Origin of the sequence: Paracoccus sp. NSM (assembly GCF_052379855.1) — a bacterium.
Lineage (GTDB): Bacteria > Pseudomonadota > Alphaproteobacteria > Rhodobacterales > Rhodobacteraceae > Paracoccus.
The window spans coordinates 104755-129607 of the sequence record NZ_JBQTCG010000001.1; the positions used below are offsets into that span (position 1 = coordinate 104755).

The window sequence follows — 24853 nt, forward strand, 5'->3', positions numbered from 1 at the left end:
GACGGGGGGCAGCGCCCCCCTGCCCGGCCTAGAGGTTGAACACCCGCTCGGGCTGGACCATGCCGCCCTGATAGCGCCCGATGCAGACCGGCCCGGCAGGGTCCGAGACCCAGACCAGCTCGCCCCATTCGGCCCCGCCCGTCACCTGGCCGGGATTTCCGTTCCGGATGCGGACCGCTCCCTCGGGCGTGGCGCGCAGCATCGGCAGGTCGGTCAGCCCGGTCTCCAGGGGCTTCAGCTGCGTCTCAAGCCAGTCCTGCGCCTCGCGGTCCACGCGGGCGAAATCCACGCCCTCGGCCGCGTCGAAGGGGCCGGACCAGGTGCGGCGCAGATGCGCGACATGGCCCAGACAGCCAAGCGCGCGGCCCAGATCGCGGGCGATGGAGCGGACATAGCCGCCCTTGCCGCAGACCATTTCCAGCCGGGCCGAACCCTCGGCCACCTCCAGCAGGGTCAGGCTCTCGACCCATAGGGGGCGGGCGGCCAGTTCCATCTCGACCCCTTCGCGGGCCAGGTCATAGGCGCGCTCGCCCTCGACCTTGACGGCGGAAAAGGCGGGGGGGACCTGCATGATTTCGCCGGTGAAGGCGGGCAGGGCGGCCTCGATGGCGGCGCGGTCGGGGCGCAGATCCGAGCGGCGCAGCACCTCGCCCGAGGCGTCGTCGGTCGTCGTCTCGGCGCCCCAGGTCACGGTGAAATCATAGCATTTCAGCGCGTCGGTCACGATGGGAACGGTCTTGGTCGCCTCGCCCAGGGCCACGGCCAGAACGCCGGTCGCGTCGGGGTCCAGCGTGCCGGCATGGCCCGCCTTTTTCGCGTCCAGCGCCCAACGCACCTTGGCGACGACGGCGGTCGAGGTCACGCCCGCGGGCTTGTCCACGATCAGCCAGCCATTGATGTCGCGACCCTTCTTGCGGCCCATGCCCTAACCTTTCCGAAATGAAGGCGGCGGCATAGCGGGCCGGGCGGGTGTGGTCAACAGGGCGGGGTCAGCCGTCCTGCCCCACCAGCCCGATGATCGGCCCCATCGAGCGCCCGAAATCCGCCCGCCGGACCGAGGGCGCGTATAGCCGCGACACCGAGCCGTCGAAATAGAGCGCGTTCGGCACGCCCAGCCCGTCGCGGAAGAATCGCCCGAATTCGTGGAAGGTCACGGGCCGGTTCGAGATGGCGAACCATGCGGTCTGCCCGTCCGCCGAGACGCCCACCCCGTTGCGGATGTAGCGGCTGGTCGAATCGACCAGAAAGCGGGGATGCAACTCGCCCTCGATCACCAGCATGGGGCCGGATTGGGTGGCAAGGCGGCAATCGGGGCGGGTCTGCGCGAAGTGGCGGCTTTCGATCACCGCGAAGGGCTGCGCGCCGCCCGAACAGAAGACGCCGTTGGGCAACATGCCGAAATTGCCTGCGCTGCCGGCGGTGACGATGGGCGACAATTCCTCGCCGTCGATCACCAGCAGGCCCACGGCCCGGTAATCGGCGTGAAACATCCCGGCATTCATCGCAAAGCCAAGCGATTCGCCCGGCCCCAGGACGCGGCGCAGATTGGCGAAGTTGCGCAGGGGCGCGCCGTCCGGGCCGTCCTGCCACAGGCGCAGCGCGGGTTCCTGCGTGGCGGGCACCTCGCAGAGGACATAGCCCTGGCCGTCATGGTCCACGCGCTCGCAGACAGCCGCGCCCGAGGGCAGGGCCAGCGCCATCAGCATCCCGAACGCCACGCCCAGACGGCGCGGCAGGTCAGCGGTCATCGTCATCCTCGGGGCTGTCGCCTTCGACATCGCGGCGCACGCGTTCATCGGCGAACATGCGGCGGGTGTCGTCCAGCCGGTCGAAGGTCTCGTCCAGCTGAAAGCGCAGTTGCGGCGCGTATTTCAGCGACATCGCCTTGGCGACCAGATGGCGCAGTTCGGGCGCGTTGCGGCGCAGGGCGGCCAGCGCGTCCTCGGCCCCCGCGCCGCCAAGGGGCAGCACGAAGGCGGTCGCGACCTTGAGATCGGGCGAGGTGCGGACCTCGCCCACGGTGATCGAATGCCGGTTAAGGTCGGGATCATGCACATCCCCGCGCAACAGCACGTCGGACAGGGTGCGGCGGATCAGTTCGCCCACGCGCAATTGTCGCTGCGTCGGGCCTTGTCCATGGGAAAAGCGGTTCTGTGCCATGTCCTCCGATGTAGGGGGTCGCGGCGCGCGCCGCAACGGGATATGAGCCGCAGGACAGCCAAAGCGCGGAGAAGCCCGATGAGCGATTTCCAGAACAGCACCCAGCCCCAGCGTCCGGGCGTAGTCGTGACGGGGGCATCGGGCCGGATGGGGCAGATGCTGATCCGGCTGTTGCTGGACAGCCCCGACCTGCGGCTGGTCGGCGCGCTGGAGCGGACCGGCCATGACTGGATCGGGCAGGATGTGGGCCAGGCGATGGGCGGCGCGCGGGCGGGCGTGGTGGTCAGCGACGACGCGGTTGCCGCCATCGCGCAGGCGCAGGCGGTGATCGACTTCACCGCCCCCGCCGCGACCGTCGCCTTTGCCGAACTGACCGCGCAGGCGCGGGCGGTCCATGTGATCGGCACGACCGGGTTCGAGCCCGCGCATCTGGACGCCCTGAAGGCCGCCGCGCGTCATGCGCCGATAATCCGGGCGGGCAACATGAGCCTTGGCGTCAACCTGCTGGTCGGGCTGACGCGCAAGGTTGCCGCCGCCCTTGGCACCGACTGGGATATCGAGGTCGTCGAGGCCCATCACCGCCACAAGGTCGATGCGCCCTCGGGGACGGCGCTGATGCTGGGCGAGGCCGCAGCCGAGGGGCGCGGCGCGACCCTTGACGATCTGCGGACACCGGCGCGCGAGGGGATCACCGGCGCCCGCGCGCCCGGCAGCATCGGCTTTGCGGCCATTCGCGGCGGCGATGTGGTGGGCGAGCATGACGTGATCTTCGCCGCCGAGGGCGAGCGCATCGTGCTGCGCCATCTGGCGACGGACCGCGCGATCTTTGCGCGCGGCGCCTTGCGCGCGGCGCTTTGGGGACAGGACAAGGGGCCGGGCGAATACGACATGCATGACGTGCTGGGGCTGTAAGGGCGAAAGCACTCTTGCCAGCGGCCCCCGGCCCGGCGCAGCCTTGGGCCGTGCCAGCCGGAGGACGCCATGACCGAATGCCTGTTCTGCAAGATCGCCCAGGGCGCGCTGCCCGCGCATGTCCTGCATCAGGACGATCACGTCATGGCCTTTCTGGACCTGCACCCGATCCGCGAGGGTCATGCGCTGGTCATCCCGCGCGCCCATCACGTCTGGTTCGAGGACATGCCCGCCGACCTGGCCGCCCGCGTCACCCATTGCGCGCAAGGCATCGCCCGCGCGATGAAGGCGCTTTACCCGGTGGATCGCGTGTCGATGTTTTTCACCGGCATCCATGTGCCGCATGCCCATGCCCATGTCGTGCCGATGCACCATGTCCATGACGTGACATCCACCGCCTATCTGGCGGACGGGGCCGAGGGTTTCTCGGTCCCGCCACGGCTGGAGGACGGGCGCATGGCGCAGGTGGCCGCCGATCTGGCGCGGGCCATGCGGCCCTAGCGGGCGATCTAGCGGGCGATGTGGCAGCAGCCGGTCAGCAGTTCGGTCCCGTCCATCACGACCATCGCGCCAAGGCCCATCACCCGGTCGGACATGCCGTCCGAACAGATCTGCGGTGCGGCGGTCAGCGTGATCGGCCCCGCGACGACCGCGCGGGTCGGGTCGCGGAACACGCCGCGGTCAAGGATCGCGGTGATCCTGTGGCGGGCCTCGCCCTCGGGGGTGGCGTGGACCAGATCATCGCCCTCGACCGACAGCGACCAGAAGGGCTCGGTCCCGTAGCAGGAAAAGCCCGCGGGCAGCTGGCCCCATTCCCAGACATCCGTGCGGTAGTCGAGGAAACGCATCGAAACCCAGCCCGAGACCTCGCCCGCGTTCACACGGCCCCAGTTGCCGCGGGCTTCGGTGATCTCGATGCCGGTGGCGTCGGGGGCCAGCGTGCCGATCACCGGGGATCGGGCATCGGGGCGCTGGCGGATGTTCAGCACATCATCAGGGGCCACGCGGGCCACGTCGAACAGCGTCGGCAGGATGTATTCCTGCGTCGCGAAAGCAGGGGCCGTGCCCAGCGTCAGCAGGACGGCAAGGCAGGCAGAGGTCAGCAGGCGCATGGTTCGGCTCCCAGGTTGCGCGGCCAGTCTAGACCGGAAAACCCGCCGCGCAGAAGCGCCGCGCGCTTCACGCTTTTGCGCGCCGGGCATTCGACCTTTTGACAAGTCGGCCTTTCCTGCGGAAAGGTCTAGACTGGCTGCAAGCAGCGTCGCCGAAGGGGCTAGACATGGCAGACATCAGGCACGATCCCCAGATTGCCGCCGAGGGGTTCCGAACGGCCCTGATCGTCGAGGACCACCCCCTGTTCGGCGATGCGCTGGCGATGACGCTGCGGTCGGTCTCGGGGGTTGCGCATGTGACCCATGCCGAAAGCCTGGCGCAGGCCTGCGCGTTGCTGGGTTCGGGGCATCCGTTCGACGTGATCCTGCTGGACCTGAACCTGCCCGATGTGGACGGGCTGGAAGGGTTGCTGACCCTGCGCCGCACCGCGCCGGGCGTGCCGGTCCTGCTGGTCACATCCGTGAACGAGACGCAGGTGATCCGCTCGGCCCTGGCCGGGGGCGCGGCGGGTTTCGTGCCCAAGCATTCACGCCGCGACGTCTTTCGCGCCGCCTTCGAGGCGCTGGCGGCGGGCGAGATCTTCGCCCCCGATCTGCCCGCCGAACCCGCCCTGGACGAGGATGCGGGCGGCCGCCCGAACCCGGAATCGATCATGCGCCGCCTGTCCCAGTTGACAAAACAGCAGGCAAGGATCCTTGATCTGATCTGCGAGGGGCAGATGAACAAGCAGATCGCGCATGAATTGTCGATCGCCGAGACGACCGTAAAGGCCCATGTGACCGCGATCATGCGGAAGATGGGCGTGTCGTCGCGGACGCAGGCGGTTCTGATGGCGCGGGACGCGAATCTGAGGGGACGGATTGCCGATGGCGGAGGCACGGCATGATCTGATGGCCGAGCACGGCGGGCAGGACGCGGCGCAGCAGGATGCGCCGATCCGCGCCTCGGTCCCGGCGGGGATGGCCGATCCGGCGGGCGCGCTGGCCGCGCGGCTGGGGGCGGGGCCACATGCGCTGATCGTTCTGTTCGCGGGCGAGGGCGCCGTGCTGCCGCAGGTGCTGGCGGGCCTGACCACGCGCTATCCCCGGACCGAGATCCTGGGCTGCACCACCGCGGGCGAGATCGGCGAGGACGGCTATGCCGAGGGGCATCTGGTCGCCATCGCCTTTCCGGCATCCTCTTTCGCGGTCGAGACGGTGGTGATCGACCCCCTGTCGGCCATCGATTCGCGCCGGATGGTCGCCCGGCTTCAGCAGGCGCGTCTGGACCTCAGCCGCCATGCCGACCGGCTGCGGCACGAGCTGGCGCTGCTTCTGGTGGATGGCGTCTCGGGCGAGGAGGAGTTCCTGATCGCCTCGCTCTCGGGCGGGCTGGGGCCGATGCCGATTGTCGGCGGCTCGGCCGGGGACGGGCACAATTTCAACCGCACGCAGGTCTTTCGCGGCGAGCGCGTGCATGACCATGCGGCCATCGTCTGCATGATCCGCAGCAAGATGGTGATGCGGACCTTTTCGTTCGACTCCACCATGCCCTCGCGCCGTCAGATGGTGGTGACGCAGGCAGACCCGGCCCGGCGCATCATCCTGCGGATCAATGACGAGCCCGCCGCCGCCGAATATGCGCGGCTGCTGGATTGCCCGCCCGACAATCTGGGGCCAGAGCTTTTCGCCACCCGTCCGGTTCTGGTCCGCGTGGGCGGGCGCCATTTCGTGCGCGCGATCCGCGATGTCGGGCCGGGGCAGTCGCTGGTCTTTTTCGGCGCCGTGGCCGAGGGGATGGTGCTGACCCTTTCGGCGGAAACCGACATCGCCGCCCATCTGGAACGCGCGCTGGACGGGTTGTCGCGCGACGGGCCGCCCAGCCTGATTTTGGGGTTCGACTGCGTGTTCCGCCGCATCGAGGTCGAGACGCGGCAGCGCGTGGCCGAGGTGTCGGGGCTGCTGGCGCGCCACCGGGTCGCGGGCTTTTCGACCTATGGCGAACAGGTCAACGGGATGCATCTGAACCAGACGCTGACGGGCGTCGCCTTCTATCCCGACGGGGCGGGCTGGGGATGACACAACCGCCCGTCCTGCCCGACCTGCCCGCCGATATCGAGGCGATGATGAAGCCCGGCGACGACCCGGCGCGGCGCCATGACAAGCTGGTCCGGATCGTGCAATCGCTGATCCGCCAGATCGAGGATCTGCCCGACGATCACGGCGCGGGCTATGCGCAATTCCAGCGCGCCGCCGTGCTGGAGGAAGAGGTCCGCGCCCGCACCGAACAGCTGGAACATGCGCTGGACCTGCTGAACGCCTCGAACGCGCAGCTTTCGGCGGCTTTGGCCGAGAAAGAGGCCGCGCGGCGCAACCTGGCCTCGGCCATCGAGACGGTGCAGGAAGGGTTCGCGCTGTTCGACGCCTCGGATGTGATGGTGATGTGCAATTCGCGCTTCAACGCGCTGTTGCCCGACATCCGCGACCGCCTGCGCCCCGGCCTGACCTTCGAGGATTATCTGGCGCTGGCGGCCAGTTCGCGCCATCTGGTCCTGCCCGAGGGCCTGACCCGCGACGGCTGGATCGAGATGCGCCGCCGCCGCCATGCCGAACGCCATTTCATCCTGACGCAAGGCATGGCCGACGGGCGGCTGGTGCAGGTCTCGGAACAGCGCACCGGCGATGGCGCCACCGCGATCATCCAGACCGAGGTGACGGAACTGGTGCGCGCCGAACGCGCCCTGCGCGGGCGAATGCTGGACGATCAGGCCGCGATCCTTCAGGCGACGCTGGAACATCTGCCGCTTGGGGTCTGTCTGTTCGATGGCGGGCTGCGGCTGCTGGGCTGGAACAGCAACCTGTCGCAGATGCTGGCCTTGCCGCTGCCGCGCCTGCGCCGGGGGCTGCATTTCGACGATCTGTGGCAGCAGATCCGGCGGCAATTCGTCTTTCCGGTCGGGCAGGGGGCGCATTCGCTGATGTCCTGGGCGCGGTCGGTCAGGCGCAAGGACAGCTACCGGACCGAGGTGATGCTGGGCGCGGGCCGGACGCTGGCGATCTTTGCGCAGGAAATCCCCGATGGCGGCTTCGTCATGTCGCTGGATGACATCACCGACCACAAGCGCGCCCTCTACGAGATCAGCCGCGCCAACGAGACGCTGGAGACCCGCGTCCAGGAACGCACGCTGGAGCTGGAGGACGCGCTGGCCCGCGCCGAACGCGCCAATGCGTCGCGCGCGCGGTTCGTCGCGGCGGTGGGCCATGACCTGATGCAGCCCCTGTCGGCGGCGACGCTGTATGTCGGGTCGCTGATGGAAGAGATCGCGGGCGCCGGGCCGCGCGCCAAGCTGGACAAGATCCAGCGCTCGCTGGATTCGGTCAGCGGGCTGATCGAGGCGCTGCTGGACATCTCGCGGCTTGAGGCCGGGCAGGCCGCGCTGACGATCGAGCCGGTCGCGCTGGCCCCGATGCTGGAACAGTTGCGCGCCGAATTCGCGCCCCTGGCCGAACAGAAGGGGCTGGAGCTGATCCTGCGGCCGGTGCGCGCGACGGTGGTGTCGGACCGGACCTATCTGCGGCGCATCCTGCAGAACCTGATCTCGAACGCGATCCGCTACACGGATCGGGGCCGGGTGATGGTCGCGGTGCGGATGCGGGGCGACCGGCTGCTGGTGCAGGTGCGCGACAGCGGGCGGGGCATCGCGGCAAAGGATCATCAGGTGATCTTCGCCGAATTCCGGCGGCTGGATGCCAAGGCCTCGGCCGCCGAGGGGCTGGGGCTGGGGCTGGCCATCGTGGACCGGGCGGCCTCGCTTCTGGGCCACGGGCTGAGCCTGCGTTCGACGCCGGGCCGGGGTTCGACCTTCTCGGTCGAGATGACGACGACGCGGCAGGGCGCCAGCGACGGACTGTCCGGCCCGGTCGCGGCGGCGCCCACGCAGGCTTTGTGCCTGACCGCTTTGATCGTGGAAAACGACCAGGGCATGACCCAGGCCCTGACCCAGCTGCTGGAGCAATGGGGCGTCGATGTGCTGGACGTGACCTCGGGCGAGGAAGCCGTCGCCCTGATCGAGGAAACCGGGGTCGAGCCGGATCTGTGCCTGTGCGATTACCAGCTTGGCGCAGGGATGGACGGGCTGGAATGCCTGAAGGCGCTGGCGGGGATGCTGCCCGCGACGACAAGCTGCTGGCTGATGACCGCGAACCGCGCCGATGCGCTGGCACAAGAGGCCGCCGCCCTGTCGGTCGAACTGCTGACCAAGCCGATCCTGCCCGCCACGCTGGCGCGGATCGTCATGGCCGCCGGGCGACAGGCGCGGCCCGCCGGATAGGGCCGGTCATGCCTCTGCGTGCAGCCTGCGGCGCAGGATGGCGCGGGCGCGGTTCACGCGGCTCTTGATCGTGCCGATGTCGCAATCCAGCACCTCGGCGGCGTGCTGGTAGCTTTCGCCGATCACCGCGACCAGCACCAGCGCCTCGCGGTAATGGACGGGCATCTCGCGCAGGGCCTGCTGCATTTCCTGGGACGCCATGTGCCAATCTTGCGTCGCCGCCACGACCGGCCCGCCCGAAACGCAATCCTCGGACCCGGTCCGTTCGCGGGCACGCTTGCGGCAATCGGTATAGAAGCGGTTGCGCATGATGGTGAACAGCCAGGCCCGCATATGGGTGCCGGGGCGGTAGCTGTGGGCGTTCTCGATGGCGCGCAGCAGGGTCTCCTGCACCAGATCCTCGGCATCGGCAGCGTTGCCGCACAACGATCTGCCATAGGCTTTCAGCGCGCGGACATGGGCTAGGACGTCGTCGGACATGGGGTTCTTTCGGGTCTGCTTTCGGTGGCGGGACCGTCGCGGTCGGAACGGGGTCGATCGGGGCGAAAGGCGAAACAGGCCTCTCGCCTGACAAAATGCCACACCGGGTCGTTCAGTTCCGTGCCGCCGCATACTCGGCGGTGTGCCGCCTATGGCGGCATCGTCCACAGCGGGAACAAAGCGGCGGGACACTTGTTCCAGCACCATCTCTTCGCCGCATCTTCACGGAGACCCCCGATGAGCTTTCATGCCCTGACCGCCCAAGGTGGCGGCGATGCCCTGGCCGAGGCCGATCCGGTTCCGCTTGTCGGGCCGGGGCGCAACTCGCCGCCCCGGATCCTGCGCCGCACGACGATCACCTTGCATCTGGAATTGCGCGACGATGGCGCGGTGCAGGTGACATCGGGCGACATGCCTTGGCTTGCCCTGTGCGAGCATGACCCGCGCCGCCTGTTCCGCGATGTCTGCGGCGCGCTGCGTTACGAATTGCGCCGCCGCTTTCAGGGCTGAGGCCGCTTGCCCCGGGCGCGGGCCTGGGGCAGCATCGTCGCCATGACCCTGACCGAACGCCTGTCCCTGACCCATCCCCTGTTCCAGGCCCCGATGGCCGGGATCGCCACACCGGCGCTGGCCGCCGCCGTCAGCAATGCGGGCGCGCTTGGAGGGCTGGGCCTTGGCGCCGCCGGGGCCGAGGGCGCCGCCCGGATGATCCGCGACACGCAGGCCCTGACCGCGCGACCCTTCAACGTGAACCTGTTCTGCCACGCCCCCGCGCTGCGCGACCCGGCGCGCGAAGCCGCATGGATCGCCCGCAGCGCGCCCCTGTTCGCGGAATTCGGCGCCCATCCGCCCGAAACGCTGGCCGAGATCTATCGCAGCTTCCGCGACGACCCGGCGATGCTGGCCGTGCTGCTGGATCTGCGCCCCGCCGTCATCAGCTTTCATTTCGGCCTGCCGACCGCTGACCAGCTGGCCGCGCTGCGTGGCACGGGCGCGGTCCTGCTGGCCAGCGCGACCGATCTGCCCGAGGCGCGTGCCATCGCCGCAGCCGGGCTGGACGGGATCATCGCGCAGGGCTGGCAGGCGGGCGGGCATCGCGGCATCTTCGACCCCGACGGCCCCGACAGTCGCCTGACCACCGAGGACCTGACCCGCCGCATCCGGGCCGAGCTTTCGCTGCCGGTCGTGGCGGCGGGCGGGCTGATGGACGGGCGCGACATCGCCCGCGCCCTGTCATGGGGCGCCGAGGCCGCGCAGCTTGGCACCGCCTTCGTCGCCTGCCCCGAAAGCGCCGCCGATGCCGATTACCGCGCGCGGCTGGCGGGCGGGCGGACGGTGATGACACGGGCGATCTCGGGGCGGCCGGCGCGCGTTCTGGAAAACCGCTTCACCCTCTGGGCCGGGGATCAGCCACAGGACGCAACCGCGCCTTATCCCTGCGCCTATGATCTGGGCAAGGCGCTGAACGCCGCCGCCCGCGCGCAGGGCGAGACCGGCTTTGGCGCGCATTGGGCCGGGACCGGCGCGGCCCGTGCCCGCGCTTTGCCTGCCGCGGAACTGGTGGCCGAACTGGCGCGCGAGGCCGCGGCCTGACGCGCGGCCTGTTCCCCCGGCCCGCCGCTTTGGCTAGAACGGCGCCATGAGCACGCTGATCGCCGACGAGACCCTGACCGCCGGGCTGGCCCGGATGCTGGCCGCCACGATGCGCCCCGGCCAGACCCTGCTGCTGGAGGGGCCGGTCGGCGCGGGCAAGACCCATTTCGCCCGCGCCTTCATCCGCGCCCGTCAGGGCGACGCGGCCGAGGACGTGCCAAGCCCGACCTTCACGCTGGTCCAGACCTATGACGACCCGATGGGGACCGAGATCTGGCACGCCGACCTCTACCGCCTGACCGACCCGTCGGAACTGGCCGAGCTGGGTCTGGACGAGGCGTTGGACGACGCGATCTGCCTGATCGAATGGCCCGACCGGCTGGACCGCGTGCCAAAGGGCGCGATCTGGCTGCGGCTGGCCAATCTGCCCGACCCGGCGCTGCGCCGGATCGATCTGGACGGGGCCGATCCGCGTCTGGCGCTTTGCGCCGGGTTCCTGCACCGGGCGGGCTGGTCGGATGCGCGGGTGCTGCCCTTGGCGGGCGATGCCTCGGCGCGGCGCTATTTTCGGCTGGAGGGCGCGCGGGACCGCGCCGTGCTGATGGACGATCCGGGCGGCAGCATGGCGGCCTTTCTGGCCATGACGCATTGGCTGCGCGGCCACGGATTCGGCGCGCCCGCGATCCTGGCCGAGGATGCCGCGCAGGGGCTGGCGCTGGTCGAGGATCTGGGCGACGACCTTCTGGCGCGGGTGCTGGAACGCGAGCCCGATCTGGCGCCCGTCGCCTATGCGCGGATCGCGGACCTGCTGGCCGGGCTGCACCGCCTGCCCGTGCCGGACAGCGTGCGGCCCCTGAACGGGGCGGCTCTGGCCGATCAGGTCGGGCTCTTCGCGGAATTCTACCTGCCCGCAGCCGGGGCCACGGCGCCCGACATCGCCCCGATCATCGCCGCCCTGCATCGGGGTCTGGCCGAGGATCTGCCGCCGGTTCTGGCGCTGCGCGACTTCCACGCCGAGAACCTGATCTGGCGCGGGGCAGCGCCGCTTGGGCTGATCGACTATCAGGACGCGGTGGCCGCGCATCCGGCCTATGATCTGGTCTCGGCCCTTCAGGATGCCCGTCGCGACGTGGCGCCCGACATCGCCCAAGCCACGATCCGCCGCTATCTGGACGCGACCGGCCACGACCCGGAGCGGTTCTCTGCGGCCTATGCCCTGCTGGGTGCGGCGCGCAACCTGCGGATTCTGGGCATCTTCGCGCGTCTGGCGCTGCGCGACGGCAAGCCGCGCTATCTGGCGCTGATGCCGCGCGTCTGGGACCATGTGCAGACGAACCTGCGCCACCCGGCGCTGGCGCCTCTGGCGCGGGCGCTTGACGCGGTGCCGCCGCCCTCGGATGCGATGATCGAAAGGCTTGCCGCGCGATGACCCTGCCCCTGATGATCTTTGCCGCCGGGCTTGGCACGCGGATGCGCCCGCTGACCGACATGCGCCCCAAACCCCTGATCGAGGTCGCGGGCCGCACCCTGCTGGACCGCGCGCTGGATCTGGGGGCCGAGGCCGGGGCCGCGCCGGTCGTGGTGAACACGCATTATCTGGGCGCGCAGATCCGCCGCCATCTGTCCGGGCGCGACATCGCCATCAGCAGCGAGGCGGGCGCGATCCTCGATACCGGGGGCGGGCTGCGAAAGGCGCTGCCCCTGCTGGGCGCCGGGCCGGTGATGACGCTGAACCCGGATGTGGTCTGGACCGGGCCGAACCCGCTGGCGGCGCTGGCCGCGGCCTGGGACGGCGACCGGATGGACGCGCTGCTGGCGCTGGTGCCGCTGGACCGCGCGGTCGGGCGCAAGGGCGCGGGCGATTTCGCGCTGGACCCCGAGGGCCGCATCGCGCGGCGGGGCGATCTGGTCTATGGCGGCGCGCAGATCATCCGCCCCGACCGTCTGGCCGCCATCCCCGAACGCGCCTTTTCGCTGAACCGTCTGTGGGACCTGATGATCGAGAAGGGCCGTGCCTTCGGCCTGATCCATCAGGGCGGCTGGTGCGATGTGGGCTACCCCGAGGCCATCCCTCTGGCCGAGGGGCTGCTGCATGGCTGAGCCGATGCGCGGCCTTTACGCGCTGCCCTGCGGGGTGGATTTCGCCGCCGAATTCGTGCGCGGCCTGCTGGAGCGGTATCGCGGCAGGCCGCCGCAGGATCTGGCGCGGGTGACGATCTGCGTCAACGCCACCGCGACCCTGTCCGCGATCCGCCGGGCGCTGGACGATCACGGCCCGCTGCTGCTGCCGCGCCTGCGTGTCGTCACCGCACTGGCGCCCGATCCGCTGGCCCTGCCCGACCCGCCCGAGCCGCCTCTGGCGCGGCAGCTGCAACTGGCGCGGCTGGTGGCGGGCTTTGCGGCGACGCGGCCCGATCTGGCGGCAAGCTCGGTCCCGGTTCTGGCGAAATCGCTGGCCGACCTGATGACCGAGATGCAGCGCGAGGGCAGCGACCTGCCCGCGCTTGAGGCGATCGACACCGGCGATCACGCCCGCCATTGGCAGAATGCGCTGGTCTTTCTGCGGATCGCGGCCGGCTTCTATCTGGACGGCGCGGCCAGCGATCAGGCCGCCCGCCAGCATCTGGCCGCCGAGGCCGCCGCCCGCGACTGGCCGCTTGGGCTGAACCTGCCCGACGGGCCGGTGATCGTCGCGGGCTCGACCGGATCGCACGGGGCGACGCGGCTGTTCATGCAGGCGGTCATGGCCCTGCCCGAGGGCGCCGTGGTGCTGCCCGGCTTCGATTTCGACCAGCCGCAGGCGGTCTGGGACCGGCTGGACGAACGGGCCGAGGATCACCCGCAGGCCCGCTATGCGCCCCTGATCGCCGCCGGGCCGCCGCGCCCCTGGACCGATCTGGCCCCGCCCAGCCCGGCGCGGGGGCGGCTGGTGTCGCTTGCCCTGCGCCCGGCGCCCGTCACCGATCAGTGGATCACCGAAGGCCCCTCGCTGCCCGACCTGATGGGCGCGACCGAGGGGCTGACCCTGATCGAGGCCGACCAGCCGGGCCAAGAGGCCGAGGCCATCGCGCTGATCATGCGCGAGGCCGCCGAGACCGGGCGCGACATCACCCTGATCGCCGCCGATAGCGGCTTGATCCGCCGCGTCACGGCGGCTTTGGACCGCTGGCATATCCGCCCCGATGACAGCGCGGGCCAGCCTTTGCCGCTGACGCCGCCGGGGCTGTTCCTGCGGCAGGTCGCGGCACTGTTCGGCGAGGCGCTGACCATCGACCGCCTGCTGATCCTGCTGAAGCATCCGCTGACCGCGACGGGCTCCGACGCGGTGGCGCGCAACGACATGCTGCGCCATGCCCGCGATCTGGAATTGCGGCTGCGGCGCAAGGGTCCGGCCTTTCCCGACGCGGCCTTTCTGCACGATTGGGCGACCAAGGGCGATGCCAGCCGCAAGATCTGGGCGGAATGGCTGGCCGGGATGGTCGAGCGCATCACCCCCCTGGCCCGCGACCGTGGCCCGCGCCCGCTGCCCGAGCGGCTGGCCGACCTGATGTCTCTGGCCGAGGCGCTGGCGGCGGGGCCGGACGGCGATGCGGGCCGGTCGCGGCTGTGGCAGGACAAGGCCGGGCAATTGTCGCGCGCGGTGCTGGACCATCTGGCGGAGCACGCCCCGCTTGGCCCGCCCTTGTCGCCCGGCGATTTCTGCGCCCTGCTGATCGGGCAGCTTCAGACGAAATCGCAGCGCGAGGACATCGCCAGCGATCACCGCCTGCGGATTCGCGGCCCGCGCGAGGCGCGGATCTTCGGGCATGGCGCGGTGATCCTGTCGGGCCTGAACGAGGGGGGGTGGCCGCAGGCGCCCTCGCCCGATCCGTGGCTGTCGCGGCAGATGCGGCTGGCGGCGGGGCTGCCGGTGCCGGAACGCCAGATCGGGCTGGCCGCGCATGACTTTCAGCAGGCCATCGGCGCCAAGCGCGTCATCCTGACCCGCGCGCGCCGCGATGCCGAGGCCGAGACCATCCCCTCGCGCTGGCTGAACCGGCTGGTCAACCTGATGAGCGGCCTGCCCGACCGGAACGGCCCTGAGGCGCTGGCCGCAATGCGCGCGCGCGGGCGGCTGTGGCTGGACCTGGCCGAAGCGATCGCCCGCCCCGAGACGCGCACACCGCCCGCCCCTCGCCCCGCCCCGGTGCCGCCGGGCAATCCCTTTGCCGACCTGCCGGTCACCGATGTGGCGACGCTGATCCGCGACCCTTACGCGATCTACGCCAAGCGCGTCCTTGGCCTGCGTCCTTTGCCGCCGCTCAGGCCCCAGCCCGACGCCTCGCTGCGCGGGCAGGCGCTGCATGCCATCGTCGAGGCGCTGTTGCGCGGCGATGCCGACGTGACCGATCCGGCGGCGCTGAAAGCGAGGTTCCTGACCCTGGCCGACGAGGTTCTGGCCCGGCAGGTGCCCTGGCCCGCCGCCCGCGCCTTCTGGTCCGCCCGCATCGCGGGGATCGCGGACCAGCTTGTCGCAGACGAGGTCGCACGCCGCGCCGAAGGCCGCCCCGTGGTGATCGAGAATGGCGGCCGCGTGACCGTCGCCGGTTTCGACATCGTGCTGACCGCCCGGCCCGACCGGATCGACATGCTGCATGACGGGCGGGTGGTGATCTACGATTACAAGACCGGCGACCCGCCCTCGGACAAGCAGATCGCGGCCTTCGACAAACAGCTGATCCTGCAGGCCGCGATGGCCCGGCGCGGCGGCTTTGCCGATCTGGGGCCGGTCGATGTGGCGGGCATCCGCTACATCCAGCTGGGCAAGCGCGGCGAGACGCATCTGCGCGAGCATTCGCTGGATCTCGAGGGCCAGAACTGGGAGGGGCTGGTCGCCCTGCTGCGCGCCTATCTGACCGGCGAGGTGGGTTTCACCGCCATGCGCGCGCCTGCGATGCTGTCCTTTGCGGGCGATTACGACCATCTGGCGCGCTATGGCGAATGGGCGCTGACCGATGCCGCCGAACCGCAGAAGGTGGGCGATCATGGATGACGCGACCCGCAACCAGATCGCGGCGGCGGACCCGCTGCGCTCCACATGGCTGACGGCGAATGCCGGGTCGGGCAAGACGCGGGTGCTGACCGACCGCGTGGCGCGGCTGCTGCTGGCCGGCACGCCGCCCGAACGCATCCTCTGCCTGACCTACACCAAGGCCGCCGCGACCGAGATGCAGAACCGCCTGCTGTCGCGGCTGGGGAAATGGGCGATGCTGCCCGAACCCGCGCTGCGCGACGAACTGGCCGCGCTTGGCGAAGGCGGCGCCCCCGATCTGGCCGAGGCGCGGCGCCTTTTCGCCCGCGCGATCGAGGCGCCCGGCGGGCTGAAGGTGCAGACGATCCACAGCTTCTGCGCGGCGCTTCTGCGGCGCTTCCCGCTGGAGGCGGGCGTTCCGATGGGGTTCGCGGAACTGGACGACCGCAGCGCCGGCGCGCTGCGCGCCCGCATCCTGGAAGAGATGGCCGAGGCGGGCGATCCGGTTATCGCCGACCTGACGCGGCTGCATTCGGGCGAGGGGATTGACGGGTTTCTGGCCGGGCTGTCGGCCTCGGATTACGCGGACCCGCCCGACGCGGCGGCGATCTGGCGCGCGCTGGACCTGCCCCCCGGCCTGACCGCCGACGCGCTGCTGGCGCAGGTCTTCACGGGGTCCGAGGGCAATCTGATGGACGCGCTGCTGCCCCTGCTGCGGGCGGGCAAGTCCACCGACGCCAAGCTGGCCGAGAAGCTGGCTCAGGGCAAATGGCGCGATCCGGGCCTTGACGATCTGGCGATCCTGACCGGCTGCCTCTTGTTCGGCGGCACGGCCAAGACGCCCTTTGCCGCCAAGATTGGCGGAATTCCGACCAAGGATCTGCGCGCAGGGTCCTGCGCCGCGCTGGTCCCCGATCTGGAAGACCTGATGATCAGGGTCGAACTGGCCCGCCCGCAGATGCACGCGCTGGCCACCGCCGAACGCACCCTGGCGCTGCACCGCTTCGGCCATGCCTTCACCCGCCGGATGGAGGCCGAGAAGGCCGCGCATGGCTGGCTGGACTTCGACGACCTGATCCGCCGCACCGCCGAACTGCTTGAGGAATCCAGCATGGCGCAATGGGTGCTTTGGCGGCTGGATGGCGGGATCGACCATATTCTGGTGGACGAGGCGCAGGATACCAGCCCCGGCCAATGGCGCGTGATCCGCCGCCTGACCGACGAATTCACCAGCGGCGCGGGCGCGCAGGACCGGCCCCGCACGCTGTTCGTGGTGGGCGACCCCAAGCAGTCGATCTATTCCTTTCAGGGCGCCGACATCGCCGTCTTCGAGGATATGCGCGACCGCTTCGACACCGCCTTTCACGAGGCGCAGGCGCCGATGCAGCAGCGCGGGCTGGCGCATAGCTTCCGGTCCTCGCCCGCGATCCTGCGGCTGGTCGATGCGGTCTTTCAGGCCGAGGCCGCGCAGGGTCTGGGCGATCAGCCCAGCCACATCGCCTTTCGCGCGGACCTGCCGGGGCGCGTCGATCTGTGGCCGCCCATCCCCGCCCCCGAAAAGCCCGAGGAGGGCGACTGGACCCGCCCCGTCGATGCCCCCGCCGAAAACGACGCCGAGGTGGTTCTGGCCCGCGCCATCGCCCGCCAGATCGAAGCCATGCTGGGCAGCCCGATCCTGGACGCCAAGACCGGCCAGCCGCGCGCCATCGGGCCGGGCGACATCCAGATCCTGGTGCAGCGGCGCGGGCGGCTGTTCGACGCGCTGATCGGGGCGCTGAAAGCTGCGGATCTGCCCGTGGCGGGGGCCGACCGGCTGAAGCTGGCGGCCGAACTGGCCGTGCGCGACATCACCGCCACCCTGTCGGTTCTGGCCACCCCCGAGGATGATCTGGCGCTTGCCGCTGCCCTGCGCTCGCCGCTGTTCGGGCTGTCCGAGGATGATCTCTATCGGCTAGCCGTTAACCGCAAGCCGCGAGAAACAGTATGGGAGCGGCTGCGGCACTCGGAGCACCATAAAGCCCACGATGTCATCCAAGATATGATGAAGCAAGCAGACTTCATCCGCCCCCATGACCTGATCGCGCGGCTGCTGACCCGGCATGGCGGCCGCGCAGCGCTGCTGGCCCGCCTTGGCCCCGAGGCCGAGGACGGGATCGACGAATTACTGTCGCAGGCCCTGGCCTATGAACAGGTCGAGACGCCCTCGCTGACCGGGTTCCTTGTCTGGCTGGAGGGCGACGAGGTCGAGGTCAAGCGTCAGCTTCCCTCGGGCGCGGGCGGGCTGATCCGGGTGATGACGGTCCACGGCTCCAAGGGTCTGGAAAGCCCCATCGTTTTCCTGCCCGAGACGCAGAAGCGCCGCGCGCCTGCGGGCGGGCGGGTCGTCGATCTGGACGGGATGCCCGTCTGGCGCGGCACTGCGGCGGAACGCTGCGATCCCGTCGCGCTGGCCGTGGCCGATTGGGAACGGCGGCAAGTGGAAGAACGCAGGCGTCTGCTTTACGTCGCCATGACGCGCGCGGAAAGCTGGCTGGTCGTGGCGGCTGCGGGCGAGGTGGGTGACGCGCTGGACAGCTGGCATTCGATGATCGCGGCGGGGGCGGCGCGCTGCGATCTGGCCCGCGCGCCCCTGCCTCTGCCCGACCTGCCCGACGGGCTGCGCCTGTCCTTCGGCGACTGGCCCGACCATGCCGAGGCCGCCGCACCCGCCGCGCCCGTGGCGGTCGCGCTGCCCGATTGGGCGCGGAAAAAAGCAGCCACCCCTCCGGATTATATCTCACCAGTGCGACCGAGCAAACTTGAGGGGCTCAAGAGTATCGGCTCGGGCAAGGCTGACAGAGAGACCGCAATTGAAAGGGGTATCCGCCTGCACCTGCTGCTGGAGCATCTGCCCCATCAACCGCGCGCCGACTGGCCCGCCCTTGCCCGCGCCCTGCTGGCCGGGGCCGAGGGGGGCCTGCCAGACGCGACGGAACTGGACGACCTGCTGGCCGAGGCCGAGGCTGTGATCGGCGCGCCCGATCTGGCGCAGGTCCTGCGCCCCGCGCCGGGGGCCGAGATCATGGCCGAGGTGGCGATCACCGCGCCCCTGCCCGGCATCGGCGTGCTGAACGGCGTAATCGACCGGCTGATCGTCGAGGATGGGCGCATCCTGGCCGTGGATTACAAGACCAATGCCGAGGTTCCCGCCTCGCCTGATGCCGTTCCCTTGGGCATCCTGCGGCAGATGGCGGCCTATCGGGCGGCCTTGCGGGGGATCTGGGGCGACCGCCCGGTCGACACGGCGGTGCTGTGGACGGCCTCGCGCAGCCTGATGATCCTGCCCGATCCGCTGCTGGACGCGGTCATGGCCGGACTTGACCAGAGGCCGCCGGGTCCATAGCTGTTGGGTATGACCCGCCGGCCCGCGCCGGCAACCCCAATCCCAGGAAGGAGCAGCGCATGGCCACCGTGCATGTGAACGACGCCGAATTCGATGCCGAGGTCCGTCAGGCGGACATGCCTGTCGTGGTCGATTTCTGGGCCGAATGGTGCGGCCCCTGCAAGCAGATCGGCCCCGCGCTGGAAGAACTGTCCGACGAATATGCGGGCCGCGTGAAGATCGTGAAGATCAACGTGGACGAGAACCCCGAACAGGCGGCGGCGCTTGGCGTGCGCGGCATCCCGGCGCTGTTCATGTTCAAGGGCGGCGAGGTCGTCAGCAACCGCATGGGCGCAGCCCCCAAGGCCGCGCTGAAAAGCTGGATCGACGAATCGGTCTGATCGGGGCCTCGGGCTTTCGGTCAATCGGGGGCGGCGGCCTGAACGGGCCAGCCGCCCTTTTCCATGGCGGCCAGCAGCCGCTGGTCGGCATCGGGCGCCATCATGTCCAGCGCCGTCCGGCGCAGGAACCAGTCAAGGAATTTCCCGGTCGGCGGCGCGTGATCGGGCGCACGGGCGATGGCCTCGTCCGCGCCCAGTTGCGCCGCGTTCAGGCAGACATGGTGGTAATCGGATTGCCCGAACAGCACCACCGGCTTGCCCAGGATCAGCCCGTCGAAGCCCACCGAGGAATTCTGCGTCACGACAAAGGCGCAGTCGCGCAGGCGCGCCATCGTGTCGCCTCCGATGGTCAGGTTCGGGAATTCGCGCGCCAGCGCCTCTAGCGCGGCGTGATCGGCCTGGTCGTAGGTCTCTTTCGGGTGCAGGGTGGCGATGCAGGGTCGCCCGCTGCGCGCCGCAGCGCGGATCATCTGGACGGGGCTGGCCGACTGAAAGCTGCGCTGGCGGCGGATATGGCCCTGAAGCGGGATCAGGATGTGATCGCCCCGGACCGGATCCGGGCCGGGCAGGACCCGGTTCCGCAGGCGGCGGGTGAAATTGGCGGCGGCGTCATCCTCGATCCGGGCGGGATCGAAGGGCGCCCCTGCGATCGGCCAGTGCCAGCGTTCGGCACGCCGTTCCAGCCGCCAATAGGGGTAGTGATAGGCCAGCCGGAAGGTCAGGGCGCGGGGATGGGTCGGACGCTCCATGTTGAACAGCGCATAGCCGGGCTGGCGGGGCGCCTCGGCCCGGGCGTCGATGCCGGAATGGCGGATGTTGATCTGCCAGCCGCGCGGTTCCAGCAGGGCGCGGATGCGGTTCAGAAAGCCCAGCTTTCCCGCCTGCGCCGTGTGCAGGATCGGCGGGTGCAGATAGACGTTGAGGACCAGATCACCGCTCATGCGCGGCAGGCTAGGATGGCGGGGGCCGCTTTTCAACGGGTTGCAAGCGGGCCGGGCGGTCCATATCTGACGCCCTGAACCATCTTGCGGAGCGATCATGGCAGAGGACAGATTTCCCGGCTGGCACGGCACCACCATCCTGGCGGTGCGGCGCGGCGGCAAGGTCGTGGTGGCGGGTGACGGTCAGGTCAGCGTGGGCCAGACCGTGATGAAGGGCAGCGCCCGCAAGGTGCGCCGCCTCAGCCCCGGCGGACGCGACGTGGTGGTGGGCTTCGCGGGCTCGACCGCGGATGCCTTCACCCTGCTGGAACGGCTGGAAAAGAAGCTGGAGGCCGCACCCGGCCAGTTGCAGCGCGCCTGCGTCGATCTGGCGAAGGATTGGCGGATGGACAAGTATCTGCGGAATCTGGAGGCGATGCTGATCGTGACGGACGGGACCGACCTGCTGGTCGTGACCGGCGCGGGCGACGTTCTGGAGCCCGAGCATGACGTGGCCGCCATCGGATCGGGCGGCAACTTCGCGCTGGCTGCCGCGCGCGGTCTGCTGGAAAGCGATCTGGATGCCGAGGCCATCGCCCGCAAGGCGATGCAGATCGCGGCGGATATCTGCGTTTACACCAACGGCCGGTTGACGGTCGAGACCATCGGTTGAGGAAGCCGGGGGCATTCTGCCCCCGGACCCCCTGAGGATATTTGAGTGAAGAAGAAGTGGGCGGGCGGCGGTCCGCTGTGGAGAGCGACATGACTGACTTGACCCCTCGCGAGATCGTGTCTGAACTGGACCGTTTCATCATCGGGCAGAACGAGGCCAAGCGGGCCGTCGCTGTCGCCTTGCGCAACCGCTGGCGGCGCAAGCGGCTGGGGGCGGATCTGCGCGACGAGGTCTATCCCAAGAACATCCTGATGATCGGGCCGACCGGCGTCGGCAAGACCGAGATCAGCCGCCGTCTGGCGAAGCTGGCCAATGCGCCCTTCATCAAGGTCGAGGCGACGAAGTTCACCGAGGTCGGCTATGTCGGGCGCGATGTCGAGCAGATCATCCGCGATCTGGCCGATGCCGCCATGGTCGAGACCCGCGACCGGATGCGCGAGGCCGTCAAGGCGCGCGCCCACAAGGCCGCCGAGGATCGCGTCATCGCCGCTTTGGCCGGGGACGCGGCCCGTGACGGCACGCGCCAGATGTTTCGCGACAAGCTGAAGCGCGGCGAGCTGGACGACACGGTGATCGAGCTGGAGCTGCAGGACCATTCCTCGCCTCTGGGGATGGAGATTCCGGGCCAGCCGGGCATGGCGGGGGGGATGGACCTGTCGGCGCTGTTCAAGGCCTTTGGCGGGCGGCGCGTGCGGCGCAAGGTCAGCGTGCGGGAAAGCTATGAGCTGTTGATCGCGGAAGAGGCGGACAAGCTGCTGGATGACGAGGCGGTCAAGACTGCCGCCCTTGAGGCCGTGCAGGAGAACGGCATCGTCTTCATCGACGAGATCGACAAGGTCTGCGCCCGGACCGAGGCGCGCGGCGGCGATATCAGCCGCGAGGGCGTGCAGCGCGACCTGCTGCCCCTGATCGAGGGCACGACCGTCAGCACGAAATACGGCCCCGTGCGGACCGATCACATCCTGTTCATCGCCTCGGGGGCGTTCCATGTGGCCAAGCCATCGGATCTGTTGCCCGAGTTGCAGGGCCGTCTGCCCATCCGGGTCGAACTGCGCGCCCTGACCGAGGGCGATTTCATCCGCATCCTGACCGAGACCGACAACGCCCTGACGCGGCAATATTCCGCGCTGATGGCCACCGAGGAGGTCAGCGTCACCTTCACCGAGGATGGGATCGCGGCCCTTGCCCGCATCGCTGCCGAGGTGAATGGCGCGGTCGAGAATATCGGCGCGCGGCGGCTTTACACCGTCATCGAGCGGGTGTTCGAGGAATTGTCCTTTGCCGCGCCCGATCGCAGCGGCGAGGTCGTCAGCGTCGATGCCGCCTATGTCGAGAAGCATCTGGGCGATCTGGCGCGGTCCACCGACCTGTCACGCTATGTCCTATAGCGCCCCGCGCGGGCGGCGCAGATAGACGTAATAGGCGCCGTCGCCGCCGTGATTGTGATGGGCGGCGGTGGCCTGCTGCACGACCGCCGAAAGCGGGCCGGTGTGAAGCCAGAACGGCACCTGATGGCGCAAGGCGCCGGGCCGCGTGGGAAGCGGCCCGTGATCGCCGCGCCCCTTGCCGGTGATCACCAGGACCAGCCGCAGACCGGCGGCATGGCACGAGATCAGGAATTCGATCAGACGGGGATGCGCCTCGGCCAGGGTCAGGCCGTGCAGGTCCAGCCGTGCCTCGGGGCGCAGTTTGCCGCGGGTCATGCGCTTGTGGGTCTTGGGGTCCATCCGCAGGGCCTGCGCCGACAGCGAAGCGGCCGGGCTGGGCGCGGTGCTGGTCTGGCGCAGGGGGTGCTGGACCGACTGGCCGATGCGGAAAGCGGGAACCGCGCCCGGTTGCGGGCGCGGCGCGGCTTGTTGCGGCATCGGTTCGGGCGGGGCCGGAGGCGGCGGGGCGGGCTTGGCCAGCGGCCCCCGCGCCTTGCGGTCAAGCGGCGAGGCCGTCGCTGCGATCCGCGCCCAAAGCTCGGCCTCTTCGGGCGACAGGCCCTTGCGGCGGGGCATCAGCCGGTCGCGACAAGCTGCCAGTTCGGGTCGTCCTGACCCATCACGCGCGCAAAGGTCCAGACGTCCTTCTGCTTGCGCGGCGCCTTGGGGTCGCCCTCGACCACATTGCCCGCCGCGTCACGGGTGGCAGCGATCAGTTCACCGACGAAGCGCACCGTCACCTCGGCCATGCCGGTCACGCGGTCGAATTCAGCCGAGACCAGCGCGGTCTCGCGGGTGCCCAGATAGCTGGCCTCGACGCTCTGGCCGTTTGCCTCGCGCTGGTCGATCACCGACTGAAAGGCCTCGGCCACGGGCTCGGCCAGGAAGGGCCGCACCTCGGACAGGTCGCCGCGCTCAAAGGCCATCAGGATCATCTCGTAGGCCATCTTCGAGCCGCCGAGGAAGTCGCGCACGCCGAACGAGGGCTCGGCCTGCTTCATCGCGGTCAGGGCCTCGGCGGTGGGGCTGCCGGCCTCGGCATGGTCGAGAATGTCGTGGTCCACCTCGTCGGCGGTTCCGTCGATCACCTCGAAGCGGCGGGGCGTGGGGGCCGGGTTCTCGACCTTGGGCGGTTCGAACCCGTCGCGCGTTCCCAGCACATTTCGCAAGCGCAGGATCAGGAAAATGGCGATCCCCGCCAGGACAAGCAGCTGAAGAAGAGGGTTGGACATGCAGGCAACCTTTTGTGCGATCGGGTCTGTTGGTATCGGGCGGCTCGGCCATTATGTAGGGAACGCGCCGGTGCAAGTCCAGTTTCAGCACCGCAAGGAGGGATACCCGCATGTGGCTTTTCTGGCTGTTCCTGGCCGTCCCGATCATCGAGATCGCGTTGTTCATTCAGGTCGGCGGCCTGATCGGGCTGTGGCCGACCCTTGGCATCGTGGTGCTGACCGCGATCGTGGGGACGGCGGTGATGCGCAGCCAGGGCGCCCATGCCTGGGTCGAGATTCAGCGCAGTTTCTCGGAATTTCGCGATCCGACGCGGCCCCTGGCGCATGGCGTGATGATCCTTGTGGCGGGGATGCTGCTGCTGACGCCGGGCTTCTTCACCGATGCGGTCGGGCTGGCGCTGCTGGTGCCGGGGATCCGCGATCTGGTGCTGCGCAAGTTGGCCGCGCGCGTCCGCGTGACGCGGGTGCAGGCCGGCCATGCGACGATGCGCCGCGACGATCACCGCCCGCCTTATGGCGATGGCGTGATCGACGGCGAGTATTACGTCGCCGACGAGGATCAGCGCCCCGCCCGCCCCGCGCCGCCCGACCTGCCGCCGCAGCTGGACGACCTGCCCCCCGGCCCGCGCCGTCCGGGCGGTTCCGGCTGGACGCAGCATTGAGGCGGGCGTCCCCCCCTGATAGAAGCGGGCAAACCCCGCAGACGAGGAAGCAAGATGGCTGACGAAAACACCCCGAACGGCGCCGCGCCGCAACCCGCCGCCCAGCCTCAGAACGCAGGCCAGCCGCAGCTTCGCATGCAGGTACTGGCGCAGTATATCCGCGACCTGTCCTTTGAGAACGGCGTCGCCCAGAAGGGCGCGCCCACCGGCGAGGTCCAGCCCGAAATCTCGGTCCAGGTCAGCCTGGATGCCCGCCGTCGCGGCGCCGAGAACCAGTACGAGGTCATCAACAAGTTCCGCGTGACCTCGAAGAACCGCGTTGACGGCGCGACGCTATTCCTGGCCGAGCTGGATTATGCCGGTGTCTTCCAGATCGAGGGCGTGCCCGAGGATCAGATGCATCCGTTCCTGATGATCGAATGCCCGCGGATGCTGTTCCCCTTTGTGCGCCGGATCATCGCGGACCTGACGCGCGACAGCGGCTTCCCGGCCTTCAACATGGACCCGGTGGATTTCGTCGCGCTGTATCGCCAGGAACTGGCGCGCCGCGCGCAGGCCCAGGCGCAGCAGGCGCAGGGCGAAACCCGGCCCTCCTGATC

The 24853-nt window shown here is 69.9% G+C and carries 24 protein-coding genes; 16 read left to right on the forward strand and 8 right to left on the reverse strand.

Translation table 11 applies throughout. The annotated features are described in order from the left end of the window. Positions 1-28: 28 nt before the first annotated feature. The 3 genes from truB to rbfA all read right to left on the reverse strand — a co-directional run bounded on the left by truB (position 29) and on the right by rbfA (position 2160). Entirely contained in the window at positions 29-922 is an 894-nt protein-coding gene (truB, locus tag ACTZWU_RS00505) for a tRNA pseudouridine(55) synthase TruB (RefSeq protein WP_444735390.1), read from the reverse strand. 67 nt (positions 923-989) lie between these two features. Further along, complete coding sequence (locus tag ACTZWU_RS00510) at positions 990-1748, reverse strand: phosphodiester glycosidase family protein (protein ID WP_444735391.1); 759 nt, start codon at positions 1746-1748, stop codon at positions 990-992. Next, on the reverse strand, positions 1738-2160 hold the full coding sequence (rbfA, locus tag ACTZWU_RS00515; RefSeq protein ID WP_444735392.1) for a 30S ribosome-binding factor RbfA: 423 nt from the start codon (positions 2158-2160) through the stop codon (positions 1738-1740). Before rbfA ends, ACTZWU_RS00510 begins: the two co-directional genes overlap by 11 nt. 78 nt (positions 2161-2238) lie before the next feature. On the opposite strand from rbfA, the gene dapB reads away from it, so the two are divergent. Together dapB and ACTZWU_RS00525 are read left to right on the forward strand one after the other, a co-directional pair. After that, on the forward strand, positions 2239-3072 hold the full coding sequence (gene dapB, locus ACTZWU_RS00520; protein WP_444735393.1) for a 4-hydroxy-tetrahydrodipicolinate reductase: 834 nt from the start codon (positions 2239-2241) through the stop codon (positions 3070-3072). Positions 3073-3141: 69 nt separating this feature from the next. Beyond that, positions 3142-3573 (forward strand): HIT family protein, encoded by a 432-nt coding sequence (locus tag ACTZWU_RS00525; RefSeq protein ID WP_444735394.1) that lies wholly within the window; start codon positions 3142-3144, stop codon positions 3571-3573. Positions 3574-3581: 8 nt separating this feature from the next. On the opposite strand, the gene ACTZWU_RS00530 is transcribed toward ACTZWU_RS00525, so the two are convergent. Continuing rightward, positions 3582-4184, reverse strand: a complete 603-nt coding sequence (locus ACTZWU_RS00530) for a COG3650 family protein (RefSeq protein ID WP_444735395.1) — start codon at positions 4182-4184, stop codon at positions 3582-3584. Positions 4185-4351: 167 nt separating this feature from the next. Here ACTZWU_RS00530 and ACTZWU_RS00535 point away from each other — a divergent pair, with 167 nt between their 5' ends. From ACTZWU_RS00535 to ACTZWU_RS00545, 3 genes are read left to right on the forward strand one after another with little or no spacing between them, the layout of a single operon-like run. After that, positions 4352-5071 carry a response regulator gene (locus ACTZWU_RS00535; RefSeq protein WP_444735396.1) on the forward strand — a complete coding sequence of 240 codons (720 nt, stop codon included), beginning with the start codon at positions 4352-4354 and terminating at the stop codon, positions 5069-5071. Continuing rightward, on the forward strand, positions 5052-6242 hold the full coding sequence (locus ACTZWU_RS00540; RefSeq protein ID WP_444735397.1) for an FIST N-terminal domain-containing protein: 1191 nt from the start codon (positions 5052-5054) through the stop codon (positions 6240-6242). The genes ACTZWU_RS00535 and ACTZWU_RS00540 overlap by 20 nt, the downstream gene beginning before the upstream one ends. Beyond that, the gene (locus ACTZWU_RS00545; protein WP_444735398.1) at positions 6239-8494 is read left to right on the forward strand and encodes a PAS-domain containing protein; all 2256 of its coding nucleotides are present in this window, start codon (positions 6239-6241) and stop codon (positions 8492-8494) included. Before ACTZWU_RS00540 ends, ACTZWU_RS00545 begins: the two co-directional genes overlap by 4 nt. 6 nt (positions 8495-8500) lie before the next feature. Here the strand turns inward: ACTZWU_RS00545 and ACTZWU_RS00550 are convergent, their stop codons facing one another. After that, complete coding sequence (locus ACTZWU_RS00550; RefSeq protein WP_444735399.1) at positions 8501-8974, reverse strand: sigma-70 family RNA polymerase sigma factor; 474 nt, start codon at positions 8972-8974, stop codon at positions 8501-8503. Positions 8975-9211: 237 nt separating this feature from the next. Between ACTZWU_RS00550 and ACTZWU_RS00555 the strand changes: the two genes are divergently transcribed. Genes ACTZWU_RS00555 through trxA form a run of 7 tightly spaced genes read left to right on the forward strand, consistent with a single transcriptional unit; the run spans position 9212 to position 19340 of the window. Then, positions 9212-9484, forward strand: coding sequence for a hypothetical protein (locus tag ACTZWU_RS00555; protein WP_444735400.1), 273 nt, complete (start codon positions 9212-9214; stop codon positions 9482-9484). 42 nt (positions 9485-9526) lie between these two features. After that, a complete protein-coding gene (locus ACTZWU_RS00560) occupies positions 9527-10567 on the forward strand; it encodes an NAD(P)H-dependent flavin oxidoreductase (RefSeq protein WP_444735401.1) in 1041 nt (346 codons plus the stop codon). A 46-nt stretch (positions 10568-10613) separates the two neighbouring features. Beyond that, on the forward strand, positions 10614-11996 hold the full coding sequence (gene tsaE, locus ACTZWU_RS00565; protein WP_444735402.1) for a tRNA (adenosine(37)-N6)-threonylcarbamoyltransferase complex ATPase subunit type 1 TsaE: 1383 nt from the start codon (positions 10614-10616) through the stop codon (positions 11994-11996). After that, positions 11993-12667, forward strand: a complete 675-nt coding sequence (locus ACTZWU_RS00570) for a nucleotidyltransferase family protein (protein ID WP_444735403.1) — start codon at positions 11993-11995, stop codon at positions 12665-12667. The genes tsaE and ACTZWU_RS00570 overlap by 4 nt, the downstream gene beginning before the upstream one ends. Next, the gene (gene addB / locus ACTZWU_RS00575) at positions 12660-15599 is read left to right on the forward strand and encodes a double-strand break repair protein AddB (RefSeq protein WP_444735404.1); all 2940 of its coding nucleotides are present in this window, start codon (positions 12660-12662) and stop codon (positions 15597-15599) included. Before ACTZWU_RS00570 ends, addB begins: the two co-directional genes overlap by 8 nt. Beyond that, positions 15592-18960, forward strand: a complete 3369-nt coding sequence (gene addA / locus ACTZWU_RS00580) for a double-strand break repair helicase AddA (protein WP_444735405.1) — start codon at positions 15592-15594, stop codon at positions 18958-18960. Before addB ends, addA begins: the two co-directional genes overlap by 8 nt. Positions 18961-19019: 59 nt before the next feature. Continuing rightward, positions 19020-19340, forward strand: coding sequence for a thioredoxin (trxA, locus tag ACTZWU_RS00585; RefSeq protein ID WP_444735406.1), 321 nt, complete (start codon positions 19020-19022; stop codon positions 19338-19340). Between the two features lie 20 nt (positions 19341-19360). Here the strand turns inward: trxA and ACTZWU_RS00590 are convergent, their stop codons facing one another. After that, positions 19361-20281, reverse strand: coding sequence for a capsular polysaccharide export protein, LipB/KpsS family (locus ACTZWU_RS00590; protein WP_444735407.1), 921 nt, complete (start codon positions 20279-20281; stop codon positions 19361-19363). 97 nt (positions 20282-20378) lie between these two features. Between ACTZWU_RS00590 and hslV the strand changes: the two genes are divergently transcribed. Both hslV and hslU read left to right on the forward strand, forming a co-directional pair. Then, complete coding sequence (gene hslV / locus ACTZWU_RS00595) at positions 20379-20933, forward strand: ATP-dependent protease subunit HslV (RefSeq protein WP_444735408.1); 555 nt, start codon at positions 20379-20381, stop codon at positions 20931-20933. An 89-nt stretch (positions 20934-21022) separates the two neighbouring features. Then, positions 21023-22321 carry an ATP-dependent protease ATPase subunit HslU gene (gene hslU / locus ACTZWU_RS00600; RefSeq protein WP_444735409.1) on the forward strand — a complete coding sequence of 433 codons (1299 nt, stop codon included), beginning with the start codon at positions 21023-21025 and terminating at the stop codon, positions 22319-22321. On the opposite strand, the gene ACTZWU_RS00605 is transcribed toward hslU, so the two are convergent. Both ACTZWU_RS00605 and ACTZWU_RS00610 read right to left on the reverse strand, forming a co-directional pair. After that, positions 22316-22936, reverse strand: a complete 621-nt coding sequence (locus tag ACTZWU_RS00605) for a Smr/MutS family protein (RefSeq protein ID WP_444735410.1) — start codon at positions 22934-22936, stop codon at positions 22316-22318. The two genes, hslU and ACTZWU_RS00605, sit on opposite strands and share 6 nt — an antisense overlap. Then, complete coding sequence (locus ACTZWU_RS00610) at positions 22936-23592, reverse strand: Tim44/TimA family putative adaptor protein (RefSeq protein ID WP_444735411.1); 657 nt, start codon at positions 23590-23592, stop codon at positions 22936-22938. Before ACTZWU_RS00610 ends, ACTZWU_RS00605 begins: the two co-directional genes overlap by 1 nt. Positions 23593-23702: 110 nt before the next feature. Here ACTZWU_RS00610 and ACTZWU_RS00615 point away from each other — a divergent pair, with 110 nt between their 5' ends. Then, positions 23703-24254, forward strand: a complete 552-nt coding sequence (locus ACTZWU_RS00615) for an FxsA family protein (protein WP_444735412.1) — start codon at positions 23703-23705, stop codon at positions 24252-24254. A gap of 54 nt (positions 24255-24308) precedes the next feature. Continuing rightward, positions 24309-24851 (forward strand): protein-export chaperone SecB, encoded by a 543-nt coding sequence (gene secB / locus ACTZWU_RS00620; RefSeq protein ID WP_444735413.1) that lies wholly within the window; start codon positions 24309-24311, stop codon positions 24849-24851. The last annotated feature ends 2 nt before the right edge of the window (positions 24852-24853 follow it).

Excerpts from the sequence above, each read along its gene's own strand:
- truB (WP_444735390.1), bottom strand. The coding sequence starts at position 922 with ATGGGCCGCAAGAAGGGTCGCGACATCAATGGCTGGCTGATCGTGGAC.
- ACTZWU_RS00510 (WP_444735391.1), bottom strand. The coding sequence starts at position 1,748 with ATGACCGCTGACCTGCCGCGCCGTCTGGGCGTGGCGTTCGGGATGCTG.
- rbfA (WP_444735392.1), bottom strand. The coding sequence starts at position 2,160 with ATGGCACAGAACCGCTTTTCCCATGGACAAGGCCCGACGCAGCGACAA.
- dapB (WP_444735393.1), top strand. The coding sequence starts at position 2,239 with ATGAGCGATTTCCAGAACAGCACCCAGCCCCAGCGTCCGGGCGTAGTC.
- ACTZWU_RS00525 (WP_444735394.1), top strand. The coding sequence starts at position 3,142 with ATGACCGAATGCCTGTTCTGCAAGATCGCCCAGGGCGCGCTGCCCGCG.
- ACTZWU_RS00530 (WP_444735395.1), bottom strand. The coding sequence starts at position 4,184 with ATGCGCCTGCTGACCTCTGCCTGCCTTGCCGTCCTGCTGACGCTGGGC.
- ACTZWU_RS00535 (WP_444735396.1), top strand. The coding sequence starts at position 4,352 with ATGGCAGACATCAGGCACGATCCCCAGATTGCCGCCGAGGGGTTCCGA.
- ACTZWU_RS00540 (WP_444735397.1), top strand. The coding sequence starts at position 5,052 with ATGGCGGAGGCACGGCATGATCTGATGGCCGAGCACGGCGGGCAGGAC.
- ACTZWU_RS00545 (WP_444735398.1), top strand. The coding sequence starts at position 6,239 with ATGACACAACCGCCCGTCCTGCCCGACCTGCCCGCCGATATCGAGGCG.
- ACTZWU_RS00550 (WP_444735399.1), bottom strand. The coding sequence starts at position 8,974 with ATGTCCGACGACGTCCTAGCCCATGTCCGCGCGCTGAAAGCCTATGGC.
- ACTZWU_RS00555 (WP_444735400.1), top strand. The coding sequence starts at position 9,212 with ATGAGCTTTCATGCCCTGACCGCCCAAGGTGGCGGCGATGCCCTGGCC.
- ACTZWU_RS00560 (WP_444735401.1), top strand. The coding sequence starts at position 9,527 with ATGACCCTGACCGAACGCCTGTCCCTGACCCATCCCCTGTTCCAGGCC.
- tsaE (WP_444735402.1), top strand. The coding sequence starts at position 10,614 with ATGAGCACGCTGATCGCCGACGAGACCCTGACCGCCGGGCTGGCCCGG.
- ACTZWU_RS00570 (WP_444735403.1), top strand. The coding sequence starts at position 11,993 with ATGACCCTGCCCCTGATGATCTTTGCCGCCGGGCTTGGCACGCGGATG.
- addB (WP_444735404.1), top strand. The coding sequence starts at position 12,660 with ATGGCTGAGCCGATGCGCGGCCTTTACGCGCTGCCCTGCGGGGTGGAT.
- addA (WP_444735405.1), top strand. The coding sequence starts at position 15,592 with ATGGATGACGCGACCCGCAACCAGATCGCGGCGGCGGACCCGCTGCGC.
- trxA (WP_444735406.1), top strand. The coding sequence starts at position 19,020 with ATGGCCACCGTGCATGTGAACGACGCCGAATTCGATGCCGAGGTCCGT.
- ACTZWU_RS00590 (WP_444735407.1), bottom strand. The coding sequence starts at position 20,281 with ATGAGCGGTGATCTGGTCCTCAACGTCTATCTGCACCCGCCGATCCTG.
- hslV (WP_444735408.1), top strand. The coding sequence starts at position 20,379 with ATGGCAGAGGACAGATTTCCCGGCTGGCACGGCACCACCATCCTGGCG.
- hslU (WP_444735409.1), top strand. The coding sequence starts at position 21,023 with ATGACTGACTTGACCCCTCGCGAGATCGTGTCTGAACTGGACCGTTTC.
- ACTZWU_RS00605 (WP_444735410.1), bottom strand. The coding sequence starts at position 22,936 with ATGCCCCGCCGCAAGGGCCTGTCGCCCGAAGAGGCCGAGCTTTGGGCG.
- ACTZWU_RS00610 (WP_444735411.1), bottom strand. The coding sequence starts at position 23,592 with ATGTCCAACCCTCTTCTTCAGCTGCTTGTCCTGGCGGGGATCGCCATT.
- ACTZWU_RS00615 (WP_444735412.1), top strand. The coding sequence starts at position 23,703 with ATGTGGCTTTTCTGGCTGTTCCTGGCCGTCCCGATCATCGAGATCGCG.
- secB (WP_444735413.1), top strand. The coding sequence starts at position 24,309 with ATGGCTGACGAAAACACCCCGAACGGCGCCGCGCCGCAACCCGCCGCC.